This is a genomic window from Mucilaginibacter dorajii, assembly GCF_024808255.1.
GTDB lineage: Bacteria > Bacteroidota > Bacteroidia > Sphingobacteriales > Sphingobacteriaceae > Mucilaginibacter > Mucilaginibacter dorajii.
On sequence record NZ_JANTYS010000012.1, the window covers coordinates 60815 to 77207 of the forward strand.

Consider the following 16393-nt stretch of genomic DNA (forward strand, 5'->3'; position numbering starts at 1 on the left):
AATTAATAACCAGGGTTTTGTTTTAATTTACCAGCACCGGTAGAAGCAGATAATGAGATCTGTTGCTGAGGTATTGGATAGTATTCGTTTTTACCTTTGGTGAATTTAGCACCGGTTAACTGCGAGTTGATATTTACATCATATGCAAAGAACGCATTGATCTCATCAGCCATGCTACCGGTACCTTGATCCCAACGTTGTAAGTCGAAGAAACGGTGACCTTCCATACCCAATTCTATTTTCCGTTCGAAGTGAATAGCAGTGCGGGCATAGGCTTTATCAGCGAACGCGCCTGCCGGGTATGTTTTTACAAGATATTTATCTGCAGGAGTAGTTTTATCAGAGTACTCAGATTTTGTAGCATCATATGCGCCGCCTTTGTAAACCCACCAAACAGGATTTGCAGCACGTGTACGTACCATGTTAACATAAATCAACGCTTGATCTGTGCTACCAGCCTCAACTTCTGCCTCAGCAGCCATTAAAAGTACATCAGACCAACGCATTAAGTTAACGTTGTTTGAAGTAACCTCATTTGCAGCCCAGTAGTTTTCGGTGCTTGAATTGGTACCCTTTTCTGATGATGAATAAACATTTTTACGTGGGTTGAAAACACCATCTGTAGGGTCACGGATCCAGCTTGCAGGTGGGTTACCCCAATCAAGATAAGGAATACCGGGACGGCCCATTGTAATATCGATACGTGGATCAACAGTACCAGTATAAGGATCTGTTTTACCGCTTACCAATTTACCGGTGTTATAAGTGGTAAACAACGGTAAGCCGTTTACATCTGTTTTAAATGAGTTACCCAATGATTGTGATGGGTTAAACCAACCGCAGCAAGCACCAGGACCGCTGTTGTAAGGAAAGTTTAGTTCGTCGCCAGTGTTACCGTTGTTACCCAGCGAGTTATCATTAACTGAAGCCTGTGCAGCAAATACCGATTCGACACCATTTTTTTGACTTGCGTTAGGGCTAAAGTTTTTCTGCATGTTATCATTTAAGGCAAACTTAACGCCGGTTGGTTTAACACCGTTTGCAATCAGGTCATCAAATTTAGCTTTTGCCTGAGGAAATTTGTGCTCAAACATGTAAGCTTTTGCAAGGTATGCTTCGGCGATCCATTTATTGGCGCGGCCTACCTGACCCTGTAATGCAGGCATGTTATCGATACCGGCCTGCAAATCAGCTTCTATATTTGGCCAGATATCCTTATCATTAGCCTGGTTACCATCGGTTGTAGTTTCATCAACATATGGGATCATGTTGTACATTTTTTTAAGCTCCATGTAATAGAAAGCTCTTAAAAATTTGGCTTCGCCGGTAACCCTTTTAATATCATCAGCCGACATATCTTTAGCCAACGGAATGGTACGTAACACGTCGTTAGCACGGTTAACGCCATCAAAGCATAATTGATATTTTGACTGGATGTAGATATTACCTGTTGATTCTGTAAAGTTACCTACCGGTAACGCGTCGTTACCACCATCTGATGGTTCTGAACCTTTATAGGCATCGCCACCGGCAACACTACCAAATAACCAGTTTGAGCCCGCAGCATCAATACCACCACCCTGGCCGCCTACACCATCTAAAAGGGAATAGGTTCCAATCAGGATGCTTTCAACGCCGGTTTTGTTGGCCACAATACCCGGGCTTAATTGTGCCAGAATGGGCCTATTCAGCATGTTTTTCTGACACGCGTATACCAGGCACACCAACAGTAGTGCTAATGGTATAATTAATTTCGCTTGTAATTTTTTCATAACTCTATTTATAAAATATTTATGTATTAAAAAGTGGCGTTAACACCAATATTGTATATTTTCTGATTAGCCGGGTAGTTACCAAAGTCGATTCCGAAACTGGTGTTATCCTTTAGATCTGAATTCTGAAGTTCAGGATCTAAACCAGAGTATTTGGTGATAGTAAATAAGTTATTAGCTAAGAAATAAACTCTTAATTTTTTGATACCTAAGCTCTTAATCTTTGAGTTTGGAATAGTATAACCTAAAGTTAATGATTTTAATCTCACATAAGTTCCACTTTCTACATACCAGGAGTTAGGATCACCTGTATTATCAGCGTTAGCTAACCTGGTTAAAACCGGGATGGTTGCATTAGTATTATCAGCACCTGGTTTCCAAACCTTCGGGCCTAAGATATCGGCACTTACGTTACCGGTAAATACTTGTGGAAAGTAAGTCCAGTATTTAACATAGTTAAACACTTTGCCACCAAAAGAACCGTAAAGGAATGCGTTAAAATCAAAGCCTTTGTAGCTCATGTTTAAGGTAAAGCCACCTGTAAATTTAGGGTTAGGGTTACCTATAAAAGTTTTGTCATCTGAGTTGATCTTGCCATCGTGGTTGGTATCCTGGTATTTAAATAAACCCGGATGCGCGTTTGGATCTGTTGGAGAAGCAGCGATATCAGCAGCATCTTTATACAGGCCTATAACTTTATAACCATAAAACTCGCCTACCGGCTGGCCTGGCTGCAACCTTACAAAGTTTTGTAAACGGGTTGAACCTGCACTGTTTTTATCGTAATATAAAGCGCCGTTGTTTAAGCTAACAACTTTGTTTGAATAATGGCTTAAGTTTAAACCCAAATCAAATTTAAACTCGCTGCCAACGTTGCCATGATAGTTTGCAGTTAACTCCAAACCTTTGTTTGAGATGTTACCACCGTTTACATAAGGTTTTCTTTCAACACTCACAGTTGCAAGGGCAACAGATGGATCTTGTGTGGTAAACAACAGGTTGCTGATAGATTTTTCGAAATACTCCAAAGAGAAATCTAACCTGTTGTTGATGATAGTTGCATCGATACCAATGTTTTTGATTTTGTCGGTTTCCCAGGTAGTGACTGTGTTACCTAATTGCACCCTGTAAGTACCTACCGCATTATTCGAACCACCGAAACCTCCAATATCATAGTTAGAGTTACCCGGTGATTGTGAATAAAGTGTATAGGCGTTACTTGCCTGGGTTTCAACACCAGATAATGAACCTAATGTTCCGTAACCAACACGAAGTTTCAAATCGTTTAACCAGCTTACATTTTTCATGAAGCTTTCTTTCGAGATCCTCCAACCAGCAGTTGCAGATGGGAATGTACCCCATTGGTGACCTGGCGCAAAGAAAGATGAACCATCATGACGTAAAGTACCACTTACCAGGTATTTGTCATCAAAATTATAATCTAACCTGCCAAATTGCGAAAGCAAGGTATTGTTATACAATGCGCCTGTTGGTACCGCGTTGCTTGGTGTACCCAAACCGTTGGCTACAGTAACATAGTTTGGATCATATGATAACGCGTAGTTACTGCCACCTGCCTGTATACCGCGGCCACTTTTTGTAATAGCCTCAGTACCTGCCAAAAATTTAACATTGTGTTTACCAAATTGTTGGTTATAGTTTAATGTATTTGTCCAGGTATAGTTACTGTTAAAACCTGCCACCTCTGTGTAAGAGTTGGTAGTAGTGTTACCTTCTGAGTTTTCGTAAGCAGTTGGAGTAAAGTAGTAGTAGTAGTAGTTATCTACAGTACCACCAAAGCTTGTGCGGATAGTGAAGTGTTTTAAGAAATCTACCTCGGCAAAAATGTTACCATTGATGTCCCAGTTGTTGTTCCTGTCGTTTTTTGTACGCTCCTGCCTGGCTACAGGGTTACTTGAGTTACCCAAGCTACCAGACCTTGTACCTGCGTAGTTACCCATAATATCATAAACCGGGATAACAGGTGGTTCGCGGTAAATGTATGATATCGCGTTACCTTCGTTTTGGTTGTTGCTTACGTTAGGGTTTCTTTTATAAAACACATAAGCATTTTCACCTACGCGGATGTGGTTACCAATATTAAACATGGTGTTTGCTCTTACAGAGTAACGTTTAAAGTAGGTGTCTATTAATGTACCTTGTTGGTTAAGGTAGTTGATAGACATCAGATAGGTTGATTTATCTGTACCACCGCTTGCGGTAACGTTATGGCTTTGTATAGGAGCAGGCTTGAATACTTCGTGAAACCAATCGGTACCTTGCTGATTAGCTTTGGTAATTTGGTTATCGCCGCCCTTTAAGCCTGGGTTCAAAACATAAGTTGATGGATTGGTTAAAGGATTGCTTGAATTTGCTCCGGCAGGAGTAATATACTGAGGAATAGTCCATGTGCCGGTTTTATTAGGATCATATTGTGCGTTACCGTCGGCTAAAGGGCTTGTACCATCAGCTTTGGGGGTGTTTTTGTATGATTCGTAAAGGGCCTCAACATAAGTTTTTGAATCGGCAAGTTTAAAACCATCTGCCAACGGCCTTTGTGTACCATAATAAGCGTCGTAAGTTATGGTTGGTGCACCACTTTTACCTTTTTTAGTAGTTACTACCACAACACCATTTGAACCACGCACACCGTAAATAGCAGCAGAACCTGCATCCTTCAATACCTGTATTGATTCGATATCATTAGGGCTGATGTCATTCAGGGTTCCCTGAACACCGTCGATAAGTACAAGGGGAGCAGTACTGAATACAGACCCAACACCACGCACGTTAACTGCTGCACCACCGCCAGGGTTACCTGAGGTAATTACAGTTACACCTGCAGCCTGACCTTGTAGTAAAGCCGCAGTGTTACCAGATGGAACAGTTTTTAAACTTGCTACGTTAACCACAGCTACCGAGCCGGTGATGTCCTTTTTACGTTGCGAGGTGTAACCTGTTACCACAACTTCGTTTAGGGCATTATTGCCGGCCACCAGGGTGATGGTCAAGCTGGTATTGCCGCCAACCTTTACTTCGGCGGTTTGATAACCGATGTAGGATACCACCAGCGTTTGACCGGCATTTAAGTTAAGGCTAAACTCGCCGTTAACATCAGTTACAGCGCCCGTAGTAGATCCCTGGATACGTACCGACGCTCCAATGATAGGTAATTTGTCATCGCTGCCGATAACCTTACCCTTGTACTTTGTTTGGGCTGTAACTACCAATGAAGATACTAAGCAGCATAGTAGCACGCCAAGGAATCTTCCTTTTAGGAGTAAACTTTTAAACATGAGATTGAGATTTAGTTGATTAATATATTTGATTTAAGATCTTGGGTCGTGAGATTGTGGTGTTTGCTAAGTTTTTAACTGGACCATAACAAACCTTGTAATGATTTTTTTGGTGAGAACAAAAAAACCATAAGGCTGGCGCACAAAAAGTGGCCGGGTAAAAAATGAAGATTTTAAAATGTTTGAGTGTAAAAGTCTTATCATATATGAACTTCCTGCAACAATTTTAAGTTATCCCGTTACGCTATTTTCATGTTCCTTAAAACAAGGGCTACATGAGCAAAATGTTATAATACTATTAGAATTTGTTCGGTTCCTGGTGTTCCAGAAATTTATAATGGCTATGGAACTAATGTAGTTAGAGTGTATTAGTTACACAAGTGAAAAATGCAGATTTACAAATTAATTATTTATAAAACCTTTAAGGCTCAAAAATTACAAATTGTGAATATTCTATTAATAAATTATTAATAAAAAGCCCACTTGTTTAAAAATTTTATAAAGTTAAAAACCAACTAACCAGCAATTATATAACCCTTAAAATCTTTTTTAACATTAATATCCCAAAATATATGCCTGCGGGTGCTGATTTTTTCACGGAGTTGATGATATCAAAATATTACATAGGCCATCAACAAAAGTGTTAAAATATCATCATCTTTTTGCAATAATGTCATCGTAACATTTATTATTTCAGGCGGTTATAAATGTATCACAAACATTTATAAGCATGAATAATAAATGTGTATATTACATTTATAACAGGAGAATTCGGCATACCAATTCGTTATAAAAATAGCTTTAACGCAAAAAACGCTATGCATTTTTTAATACATAGCGTTTTTGTTTGTGCCATTAGAATTGCAGCTAATTTTTTATCATATATTATTCATAAATATATAATGCATCTATAACCTATTTACTCCACCAAACAGATGCCGAATGAGTATCACTTGAATTGGTACCAATTTGCACTACAAATTCGCCCGGTTCCCAGTCATATTTTAACTGGCTATTATAAAATTTCAATTGCTCTGGTGTAATGACAAAAGTTACCTCTTTAGCTTCGCCAGGCTGCAGGTTTATCTTCTTGTAATTCTTCAACTCTTTCACAGAACGGCTAATGCTGGCAACCGGATCGCTGATGTATTGCTGCACCACTTCTTCGCCCGCGTATTTGCCGGTGTTGGTTACGGTTACCGTAGCGGTAAGGATTTCGTTACCTTTTAATTTGGTTTTGCTGAGTTTAACACCGCTGTAACTAAATGTGGTATAACTTAAACCGTAACCAAAAGGATAAAGCGGATCATTAGAAATATCCAGATAGTTTGATTTAAATTTAGTGGGACCGCTGCTGTAAGGACGGCCTGTGTTTTTGTGGTTATAATATATAGGTATCTGCCCCACGCTGCGTGGGAACGTAGCTGTAATTTTACCTGCCGGATTGTAGTCGCCAAATAAAACATCAGCAATGGCGTTACCTGCTTCGGTACCAGGTGCCCAAACATCAAGAATGGCGGTGGCGTGCCCGTTTTCCCATGTTAAGGTAAGTGGCCTGCCGTTAAACAATACAATAACCAATGGTTTCCCCAATTTCGACAATTCTTTCAGCATGTTTTCTTGCGGCTCGGGAATGCTGATGTCTGAGCGGCTTGATGATTCGCCCGACATACTTTGCGACTCCCCTACTACGGCAACAATCACATCAGACTTTTTTGCAGCTTCTACCGCTTCCTTCAACAATTCATCAGATGGTTTAGGATCGATAGAGATCATACCCGGGCCAAAATTCAACCTTTTAATAAAGGTAGTATCTTCGGTAATGTTTGATCCTTTGGCGTAATTGATGGTAACACCGTTACCAACCACATTTTTTATACCTTCTAACACACTTACCGATTTTTCCCAATCGCCGGCTACCACCCAGGTACCTAACATATCACGGTGGTTATCTGCCAACGGACCAACCAAAGCTATGCTCAAAGCGTTCTTCTTCAGTGGCAGGGTTTGCACGTCGTTCTTCAACAACACAAAAGAGTGTTTGGTAATTTCGCGGGCAGCGCTGCGGTTTGCTACAGATAATACATCTGTTTCTTCGCGGGCAACATCCATTGATTTATAAGGATCATCAAATAAACCTAATTTATATTTAGCTTCCAGTACGCGGCGGCAAGCCTGGTCAATTTTCGCCTGGGTTATTTTACCCTCTTTTAAAGATTTTTTGAGTGTGGTTAAAAAGCCTTCGCCAACCATATCCATATCAAGGCCCGCTTTTAAGGCCAAGGCCGATACGGTTTGCAAATCGCCCAAACCATGAGCCTGCATTTCGTTAACGGCGGTATAATCAGATACCACGAAACCTTTAAAACCCCATTGATTGCGCAATAGCTCTGTCAATAGCCATTGGTTACCGGTTGCGGGTACGCCATCAACCGTATTAAATGAACTCATAAAGCTACCAGCACCGGCATCAACCGCAGCTTTGTAAGGCGGCAGGTAATCCTGGTACATTTTAATGCGGCTCATATCAACTGTGTTATATTCGCGCCCGGCTTCTGCACCGCCATATAATGCAAAGTGTTTTACGCAAGCCATTACAGCATCTGCATTTTTCATGCTTGCGCCCTGGTAGCCTTGCACCATAGCCTTAGCAACTTGTGAGCCGTACCACGGGTCTTCGCCCGATCCTTCAGAGATGCGGCCCCAACGTGGGTCGCGGGCAATATCAACCATTGGCGAAAACACCCAGCTTAAACCTTCGGCTGTAGCTTCTTTAGCTGCAATATGTGCCGATTGTTTAATCAAATCCATATCCCAGGTTGCCGACATGCCCAATGGAATAGGAAAAATAGTACGGTGACCGTGGATAACATCCAAGCCAAAAATAAGCGGGATATGTAAACGGGAGTTTTTAACCGCGGCTTCCTGCACTTCTTTGGTGTTTTTAGCGCCCCAAATACCAAACACGCCGCCAATTGCACCTTTATTAATTTTTTCTGCAACACCTTTATTTACTACCGAACCTGTTGTAGGCGCCCCGATAGTTACCAGGTTAAGCTGGCCGATTTTTTCGTCGAGGGTCATTTTTTTCATTAAACCGCTCACAAAAACATCCATTTTGGCATCGTCGGTTTTATTTTGTGCCGACACGGTATTAAAGGGCAGCAACACCACACAAAGCGGAATAACCCTGGCAAAAAACTGAATTGAAAAATACTTTTTCATTTTTTAAATTTATGTTGTAGAGATCTTGTTTGGCAAAATATTGACAGCATAAAAGCCTGTTTTGCCTTTAAAATATGTTTAATTAAAAAATTATCGCTTCTAATTGGTTAGGTTACAACAACTTTACAATTGTGTATTTAGTACACAATTGTAATTATTATAATTAAATAATCAAACTATTTTTGTAGAATAGCGCAAATGTTAACCAGGGAAGAGCTTATTGAGTTTTGTAAAGAGGCACGCGAAAGCTACCTCGATAATATTTCTATTGATTGTGTTGTTTTTGGCTTTCATGAAGGCCAGATGAAGGTGTTGTTGTTAAAAAACAAGGAAGAAGAAAAATGGTACCTGCCAGGTGGCTTTGTGCTTAAGCCGGAACCTATTGAAATGGCTGCCAACCGCATATTAAAGGAGCGCACCGGTCTTGCTGAGATCTTTTTACAGCAATTTCATGTTTTTGGCGACCCCGACCGTTCAAAAGTGCATAATGAAATGTACGCCGATATGCTGCCACCCGAAGAAAACTGGTTCTCCAACCGTTTTTTAACCATAGGCTATTATGCCTTAGTTGATTTTTTTGAAGTAACACCACAGCCCGACCGTTTTTCTGAAGTATGCGCCTGGCGTGATATGGACGATATGCCCGAGCTACAGCTTGATCACGGCCTGATTTTTAAAACCGCATTGGATACCTTACGCCTGCAGTTAAACTACCAACCTATTGGCTACAACCTGATGCCTAAAGAGTTTACCATGCCCGAACTGCAAAAATTGTACGAAACCATTTTAGATAAAAAGCTGGACCGCCGCAACTTTCAACGCCGCATTTTAGGCTTTGGCATCCTTAACCGTGCCGAGCAGCCCCGTAAGGGCGGTGCCCATAAAGCCCCTTATTTATATTCCTTTGATTTGGAGGGCTATAAGCATGCACTGACCGAGGGCTTTAAAGGAGGCTGGTAGATTTACAATTATTGAATTATTGAATTATTGAATTATTGAATTATTGAATTATTGAATTATTGAATTAAACAATAATCTCTCGATGTCATACTGAATTTATTTCAGCACCCCACAGGACAGGTGGGCAACATGAAGTATACTTAGCATGTGGGGTGCCGAAACAAGTTCGGCATGACTATTTATATGCTATTATATAACTGGCTAAGACATTTACTCCGCCACATACTCCAATTTCACCTGCACATTTAAGCTCTCGCTCATTTTGGCAAACTGGCCCGAGTTACGGGTAAAATCCGGATCGGTATCCATGTACATATTGGTTATCTTCACCATTTCGGGGTGTTTATCGGTACCAATATTATAGGTAAGGCCTTCGCCACTTTCTAAACTGTGCTTAAGCTCCAGGTATTGTTTACCTGTTATCATGATCATTTTCTCTGAGGTCATTGTCAGTCTGGTTATAATTGGTAATACTTAAACGGGTGGGTAAGCTTGATGTTGCAGCAATATTATTGTGCCAAAACAATCGGTCGTCACTGCTTTACTTCCTGTTTATTATATTTACGGTAAATATAAGTGATATAATCTGGCTTCATGATCAACCTTAAAAAATTACTGCCTGTAGTTTTACTATTGGGCGGCGCTACAGCATTAGCGCAAATAACTTTACCTATTAATACAACCCTGCAAAAAACCTATACCAAAGGTACCCGTACCCAGGGTGGCGCGCCGGGCAAAAACTATTGGCAAAATACGGCTAACTATACCATTAAGGTAGGCTTCGATCCAAAAACGCGATTGGTTAGCGGCACCGTTGGTATCGATTATGTGAATAACAGTCCGGATACGCTTAAACGGGTGCTTTTCAAGCTCTACCCCAATATCTACCAAAAAGGAGCAGCCCGCGACAGGGCGATTTCACCAAGCGATATTACCGATGGCGTTACCATTAAATCTTTAAGCCAGGATGGACAGCTATTGGATAGCACCAAACGCCGTATTGCCAATACCAATATGTCTTTAAAGCCTAAGGCTATTAGTCCAAAACAGAGCACCCATTTTGATATCGCTTACGCCTACACACTTAATAAAACATCGCATATCCGCACCGGGCAGGTTGATGAAGGCGCGTTCTTTATCGCTTACTTTTTCCCGAGGATAGCCGTTTATGACGATATTGATGGTTGGAACGAGTATCCATACAAAGGATCGGAAGAGTTTTATAATGATTTTTGCCATTTTAATGCCGAGATCACGGTACCCGGCGATTACCAGGTTTGGGCAACCGGTAACCTTAAAAATGCCGATGAGGTTTATAACCCCAAATATGTAAAGCTGATAACTGCAGCAAATACCTATGATAAGGTAACCGATATTGTTACCGAAGCCGACCTTGCTGCCGGCGACATTACCAAAAAGAACCCCACCAATACCTGGAAATTTGAGGCCGACAGTGTGACCGACCTGGCCTTTGCTACCAGCAACCATTATATTTGGAAGGCAAGCAGCCTGGTGGTCGACCCTAAAACCAATCGCCGTACCCGTGTGGACGCCGTATTTAACCCTGCTCATAAAGACTATTTTGAGGTGATCAATTACGCCCGCAAAACCGTGGAAACCATGAGCTACAAATTCCCTAAATGGCCTTACCCCTACCCGCATGAAACCGTTTTTGACGGACTTGACCAAATGGAGTACCCCATGATGGTGAATGACAATCCGCTTGAACAAAGTGAAGACGCCATTGAGCTAACCGACCATGAGATTTTCCATACCATGTTCCCTTTTTACATGGGTGTAAACGAAACCAAATACGCCTTTATGGATGAAGGCTGGGCAACCATAGGCGAATGGTTGATCAGCCCGGAAATTGATCCAAAGATCACCGATCTTTATGGGATCAGCGCGGTAAACGGCTCGGCAGGGTCTGAACAGGATGTGCCCATCATGACTCTTACACCGGGCTTGTTGGGTATTGCCGGCTTTACCAATAATTATCCAAAACCTGCTTTTGGCTACCTGTATATAAAAGAAATGCTGGGCGATGAATTGTTTACCAAAGCACTTCATAACTACATTAGTTTATGGCATGGCAAACACCCCATGCCTTACGACTTTTTCAATAGCATGAATGCAGGTGCCGGCATCAACATGAACTGGTTTTGGAAAAACTGGTTCTTTGATAACGGCATCCCCGATCTGGCTATCAGCAAGGTAAGCCACGTAGCAAAAAATTATACCGCAACCATCACCAGCATTGGCAACAAGGCAGTACCTGTACACCTTACCATATACTACGCCGATGGCAGCACCCAAACCGCCGGCAAAACCATAGCATGCTGGGCAAAAGGAAACAAAACAACAACCGTAAGCTTCGCGGCAAAGAGTGCTATTAAACAAATAGTATTAGGAACTACCTACGATGTTGATTCAGATAAAAGCAATAACGTTTGGAAACCTTAATTGGACTTTGGGGCTGCGGGACTATGGGACTTTTGGACTATGGGACCGTTAGACTTTAAGACTATAGGATAAAGAATTAGAGAAAGGAGAAAAGCACCACCGGCTTTTTTCCTTTCTCTTTTATACAAAAATATCAGAGCCGATAGTCTAACAATCCCATAGTCCAAAAAGTCCAGGGCTCCTATCTATTATACGGTGTCTCGCTTATCCAGTGGAAGCCCCTGTTGATCAGTTTAAATTTGTTGAGATCGAATTTTTTGAGGCTGATTGTTAGGGAATCTCTATCCCACATTCCCTTTAGCAGTAAGTCGCCATTTTTTGCTTCGGTATACCTAAACAGGTTTCTTTTCAGGGTATCGGTGTAGGAGTTAATAACGATACTGTGCGTTGTTGAATCAATTTTAAAGCTGTAATTTTTTAACGTGTCATTCATGAGTTTTATGCGGGCGTTAGCTGCATAGCTAATAATGAGCTTGCGCCAACGGGTGGTATCGGTTGTAAGCGGCGCGATAGTGTCCTTGTTACGCACAAAACTTTGTACATCATAAATACCGTACAGCGGCGGCTTAGGTGCCTTATCGCCATATTGGGTGGCTGCCTCAATATCCCCCTTTAAATTGATGCCAATTACGTAAACTATCAAAACATATTTTATGGTATTAAGGGTGATGTTTTTCCACCTTGCCTTGAAGCGGTGCGGATCGATATTGGATGGCGGGGCACTTTTGTTGAAGAAAAAGAAATTGAACAACCGTAAGGCATCTTTTGATAACAGGAATATAGACATGGCCACCAGCATGGTTGAAAGCAGCTTAACCGGCACATCAAAGCAGTAATTAATGGCCATAATATTCCCGGCAACTACTACGCCTAAAACAGCACCCAGGGTTGTTGTTTTACGGAAGAAAAGCAGTAAGCCGCAACTAACTTCGGCTATGCCGGTAAAGTAATTAAAGCCGGTTGAGTAGCCCATATACGTCCAGGCCAGGCCCATGGGTGATGCATCACCAAATGATTCCAGCAGCCGGCCCGGTGTTGGTGATCCAAACTGTAGTTTTATGATTTTAATAAAGCCATAACTCAGCATGGTTAAGGCTACATAATACCGCACGATAACACAAACCCAATAAAACAGCTTGTTATAGTTTCGTGCTTTCCTGTCAATTACCGACCAGATGACCGCGCTAACCGCCGATAGTATCGCCACAAATAATAAAACCAAATAGTCATAAGTTGTATCCCCACTGCCCCCTGTGAAATCGGTAATTGGTTTGGCCATATGCAGCACATTTTTGGCCAGCCAGGGTATAAAGGTGTGAAACGGATTGATGAAGAGGTTAAAAAGCGGATCGGCATAAGGCAAAAAGCCGTTGGGATCGAGGATGATATAAACGATAAAAAACACCAGGAAAAAACGGAGGGCCAGTTTTTGGATGCCCGACCAGTATACAGGTTCGGTAGCGTTAATTGTGGTCATAGGATTTAGTTTACGCTAAATATAATAATTTGAGTATTAAATTACTATTTGAAAGGCAATTAAGAATTGGCACGTTTCTGTTCATGGCTTTTGGTCAAATAAACCTTTACCTTCAGGGCAAACGCATCTAATTGGGTTAACATAACTTAACACATTTCATACAAAATACACCATAACTACATAATAATCAACATATTAAGATTTAACAAGGTTAACACTAAACTGATGTATTGCGCAATTTAGGCGCATCCAAAAATTGATGCCTGTTGTTGGCCAATATAAGTCTATTCGATACCCGGATCATTTAACCAGGGCCAGGTAATAAAAACAAGGTATCGTTTGATGTTTATATCTTGCCTACGCCGTAACCCTATTCCGTTACCTATTATTAAATAAAGGCTCCTGTTAACTATTTAGGTGGGCTTGCCCTGCCTTTACCTTAATTTGATTTTGATAAACAATTGATTGTTGTTTGCAAACACCTACGGTTTTAAGAAGCCTACCTTTACCAGGTAATTAATAATCAAAAAAGATCATGCTTATCAAAATCATTAGCGGGGTACTTATTTTATTTACGGCTTATATGGGTATTAAACACGGCTGGCAGGGTTTAAACGCCAGACTTACCGATGCCGGCCCGGCGGCAGATCTGTTTAAGAAAATCAATTTAAGCCTGCCGGTTATTAAGGTATTTTCGGCGCTGACTATCCTGAGCGCTTTTATGATCCTGTTTCCACAAACATTTGTGGCTGGTAATGTATTGAATGCTATTTTGATATTTTTTCTGATGATACAGTTTTTACGCGTTGGCGAAATGAAACCGGCGCTTATTGAGATCCCATTTTTATTGATACCGATAGTGCTGATATTTTTGAAACATCCGTTGGCCGTAAAATAGCTTTATTCCCTGGGCTACTGTGTGTACACATTTTTTTATAATAAAGAAAAATGTCATTTCGAACGAGCAAGCGCAGGGAAAAGTGGGGTGCGAGGAGAAATCTTCTACGATTTGCATGTCCGAATGTCCGCTTTTACAAGATTTCTCCTCACCTCCGGCGCGCAACCCCTACCGGTTCGTTCGAAATGACAACGTTTTTTGTTAATGATATGACTCTGAAAAGATGTGGGTATACGGTAGCCCGCTGGGGGAGAAAATACCTTAACTTAATGACATTGGCCGTTAGGTACGCTACACAGGTTTCGTACCTACGGCACGCAAAAGACGTTTATACTATGCTACAAAGCTTTAACTCTTACAGAGTAACCCACCAGTAAAACCGGCAGCCGCTTAAAACAAATTAGCAGGCCGGCAGCCAAAGTGTAAAGCAGGTGTGTTGTTCGGTTGATTTAACGGTGAGGGTACCGCCATGCGCACGGGCAATTTCTGAAGAAATGTACAGGCCTAAACCCAGACCTTCCTTATGAGGTTCTACCTCGCCACGGTAAAAGGGGTGAAACAGGCGTTCCATCACCACCGCAGGAATTTTATCGCCACTATTGGTTACTGATAAAGTAAATCCACTGTTATTACTGGTGGCTTCCACATTTACCGGCATATCTTTTTCGCCGTGCGATAGCGCATTGCCTAATATATTAGATAACAGCTGCGCTATGCGCCTGCCATCGCAATTTACAGGCATGGTTAAATCAAAGTTAGTTTCGATAGTACGGTTTGGCCAAATGATGCGTAGCTCGGTAAGTACATTGGTTAGCATATTTTCCAGTGGCTCGTTATCCTTACGGTTAAGGATGATCCCTTCACCCAGGCGGCCGCGGGCAAAATCAAGGATGTTTTCAATGAGCGCTTTCATGCGGTAAGCCGAATCCTGCACGATATTGGCCATGCGGGTTACGCGTTCATCAGACGGGATACGCAGCAGCAACTGGGCCACATTAAGCACAGCCCCTACAGGGTTAAGCAAATCGTGCCCTAAAATGGCTATAAATTGATCCCGGAGTTCGGCAGTTTCCCGCTCTTCGCGTAGTTTTTTTTCGCTGATGGCCAACTGATCGGCCGAATCCATGTGAAATGCTATCAGTTCGGCAAAAAGCTTGAACATGCTAATGGTGGCAGGCGTATTCAAAACATGCGGATGCGGATCGATAGCGCAAAGCGTACCGAAGAACTGACCATTTTTTTTTACGATAGGGATAGAAATATAGCTTTGAAAGCCATACATGGCCGGTGTATGGTGGTTACGGAAATGAGCATCAAGGGCTACATGATCAATTATTACGCCATGACCCGTTTGCCGTATCTCGTGACAAATGGTTGATTCAAGCACCAGCTCACCACCGGGTTCCAAACCAAATTGAATTTCATCGCGTACGGCGCAGCAGATCCATTTCTCGTCGGTTACACGCGCAACTGCCGAAAAACCCATGCCGGTGGTACGGCAAATAACTTCTAAAATTGACGAAACTACAGGGATGTTGCTTACCGCTTTAATATCTGCCTGAATCTCGGGAGTAAAGTTTTCCAACTTTGTGCTAATGTTTTACAATTACCCAAGCAATCTAACAACAATTTTGTTCATTTAAAAATGAAATATCATTTGAGGTAAAGTATTAAATTATTAGGAAAACGAAGCATCTTTAATATAAACAGGTTTAAGATTCATAATAAACCACTGGCTCCAGGTCATTCAGTTCCTCATCGGTAAATAATCTGGACCGGATAATGAACCTGATACCCATAGGGATCTCGATAGAAAAACTGGAGCCGCGGCCCGGTGTAACATCCAACGTTAGGTGAGTATGTTTCCAATATTCAAACTGATCGATACTCATAAAAAATTCGCAGCCGGCAACCTCACCTATCTTTACATCGCTGCCACCAATTTTAAAGTCGCCTTTTTCAAAGCACATGGGCGATGAGCCATCACAGCAGCCCCCGCTTTGGTGAAACATCAAGGGGCCAAAACGCTCTTTTAGTTGAGCTATAACGTCTTCGGCAGCGGGGGTTGTGGTAACTCTGGGTGTCATGGATTTAAAACTAATAAAGATGTCATTTCGATACGAGGTACGAGTGAGAAATCTTATACGCGCAGTTGTGACATGTATTGTCGCCCAGCAAGATGTATAAGATTTCTCTTTCGCCCCAATGCTCTTGGCCTTCTCCGCTCTATCGAAATGACAAATTAAATGTTACTAAACGATAAAAGGCGCTGCAAAATCCCAATCATTTTGCAGGCGCCTTC

Annotated in this window: 10 protein-coding genes; 3 read left to right on the forward strand and 7 right to left on the reverse strand. The window is 41.7% G+C overall.

Annotated features, from left to right (window positions below; all coding sequences use genetic code 11):
- Window positions 1-2: 2 nt before the first annotated feature.
- From FHS10_RS16930 to bglX, 3 genes are all read right to left on the reverse strand, one after another.
- Window positions 3-1772, reverse strand: a complete 1770-nt coding sequence (locus FHS10_RS16930; RefSeq protein WP_259092703.1) for a RagB/SusD family nutrient uptake outer membrane protein — start codon at window positions 1770-1772, stop codon at window positions 3-5.
- Window positions 1773-1798: 26 nt separating this feature from the next.
- On the reverse strand, window positions 1799-5068 hold the full coding sequence (locus tag FHS10_RS16935; protein WP_259092707.1) for a SusC/RagA family TonB-linked outer membrane protein: 3270 nt from the start codon (window positions 5066-5068) through the stop codon (window positions 1799-1801).
- Window positions 5069-5983: 915 nt separating this feature from the next.
- On the reverse strand, window positions 5984-8293 hold the full coding sequence (gene bglX, locus FHS10_RS16940) for a beta-glucosidase BglX (protein WP_259092709.1): 2310 nt from the start codon (window positions 8291-8293) through the stop codon (window positions 5984-5986).
- Between the two features lie 198 nt (window positions 8294-8491).
- On the opposite strand from bglX, the gene FHS10_RS16945 reads away from it, so the two are divergent.
- Window positions 8492-9253, forward strand: a complete 762-nt coding sequence (locus FHS10_RS16945) for an NUDIX hydrolase (RefSeq protein ID WP_259092712.1) — start codon at window positions 8492-8494, stop codon at window positions 9251-9253.
- Window positions 9254-9463: 210 nt separating this feature from the next.
- Here FHS10_RS16945 and FHS10_RS16950 read toward each other — a convergent pair whose 3' ends face one another.
- Window positions 9464-9700 (reverse strand): hypothetical protein, encoded by a 237-nt coding sequence (locus FHS10_RS16950; RefSeq protein ID WP_259092715.1) that lies wholly within the window; start codon window positions 9698-9700, stop codon window positions 9464-9466.
- A 147-nt stretch (window positions 9701-9847) separates the two neighbouring features.
- Here FHS10_RS16950 and FHS10_RS16955 point away from each other — a divergent pair, with 147 nt between their 5' ends.
- Window positions 9848-11716, forward strand: coding sequence for a M1 family metallopeptidase (locus tag FHS10_RS16955; protein ID WP_259092717.1), 1869 nt, complete (start codon window positions 9848-9850; stop codon window positions 11714-11716).
- Window positions 11717-11897: 181 nt separating this feature from the next.
- Here the strand turns inward: FHS10_RS16955 and FHS10_RS16960 are convergent, their stop codons facing one another.
- Window positions 11898-13193 carry a hypothetical protein gene (locus FHS10_RS16960; protein ID WP_259092720.1) on the reverse strand — a complete coding sequence of 432 codons (1296 nt, stop codon included), beginning with the start codon at window positions 13191-13193 and terminating at the stop codon, window positions 11898-11900.
- 535 nt (window positions 13194-13728) lie between these two features.
- Between FHS10_RS16960 and FHS10_RS16965 the strand changes: the two genes are divergently transcribed.
- Window positions 13729-14091: a hypothetical protein gene (locus FHS10_RS16965; protein WP_259092723.1), complete on the forward strand. Its 363-nt coding sequence runs from the start codon at window positions 13729-13731 to the stop codon at window positions 14089-14091.
- Window positions 14092-14491: 400 nt separating this feature from the next.
- On the opposite strand, the gene FHS10_RS16970 is transcribed toward FHS10_RS16965, so the two are convergent.
- Both FHS10_RS16970 and FHS10_RS16975 read right to left on the reverse strand, forming a co-directional pair.
- Window positions 14492-15676, reverse strand: a complete 1185-nt coding sequence (locus FHS10_RS16970; protein ID WP_259092727.1) for a GAF domain-containing sensor histidine kinase — start codon at window positions 15674-15676, stop codon at window positions 14492-14494.
- 127 nt (window positions 15677-15803) lie between these two features.
- Window positions 15804-16178: a DUF779 domain-containing protein gene (locus tag FHS10_RS16975; protein WP_259092729.1), complete on the reverse strand. Its 375-nt coding sequence runs from the start codon at window positions 16176-16178 to the stop codon at window positions 15804-15806.
- Window positions 16179-16393: the final 215 nt, after the last annotated feature.

Coding starts and splice junctions, on each gene's coding strand:
- FHS10_RS16930 (WP_259092703.1), bottom strand. CDS start 1,772: ATGAAAAAATTACAAGCGAAATTAATTATACCATTAGCACTACTGTTG.
- FHS10_RS16935 (WP_259092707.1), bottom strand. CDS start 5,068: ATGTTTAAAAGTTTACTCCTAAAAGGAAGATTCCTTGGCGTGCTACTA.
- bglX (WP_259092709.1), bottom strand. CDS start 8,293: ATGAAAAAGTATTTTTCAATTCAGTTTTTTGCCAGGGTTATTCCGCTT.
- FHS10_RS16945 (WP_259092712.1), top strand. CDS start 8,492: ATGTTAACCAGGGAAGAGCTTATTGAGTTTTGTAAAGAGGCACGCGAA.
- FHS10_RS16950 (WP_259092715.1), bottom strand. CDS start 9,700: ATGACCTCAGAGAAAATGATCATGATAACAGGTAAACAATACCTGGAG.
- FHS10_RS16955 (WP_259092717.1), top strand. CDS start 9,848: ATGATCAACCTTAAAAAATTACTGCCTGTAGTTTTACTATTGGGCGGC.
- FHS10_RS16960 (WP_259092720.1), bottom strand. CDS start 13,193: ATGACCACAATTAACGCTACCGAACCTGTATACTGGTCGGGCATCCAA.
- FHS10_RS16965 (WP_259092723.1), top strand. CDS start 13,729: ATGCTTATCAAAATCATTAGCGGGGTACTTATTTTATTTACGGCTTAT.
- FHS10_RS16975 (WP_259092729.1), bottom strand. CDS start 16,178: ATGACACCCAGAGTTACCACAACCCCCGCTGCCGAAGACGTTATAGCT.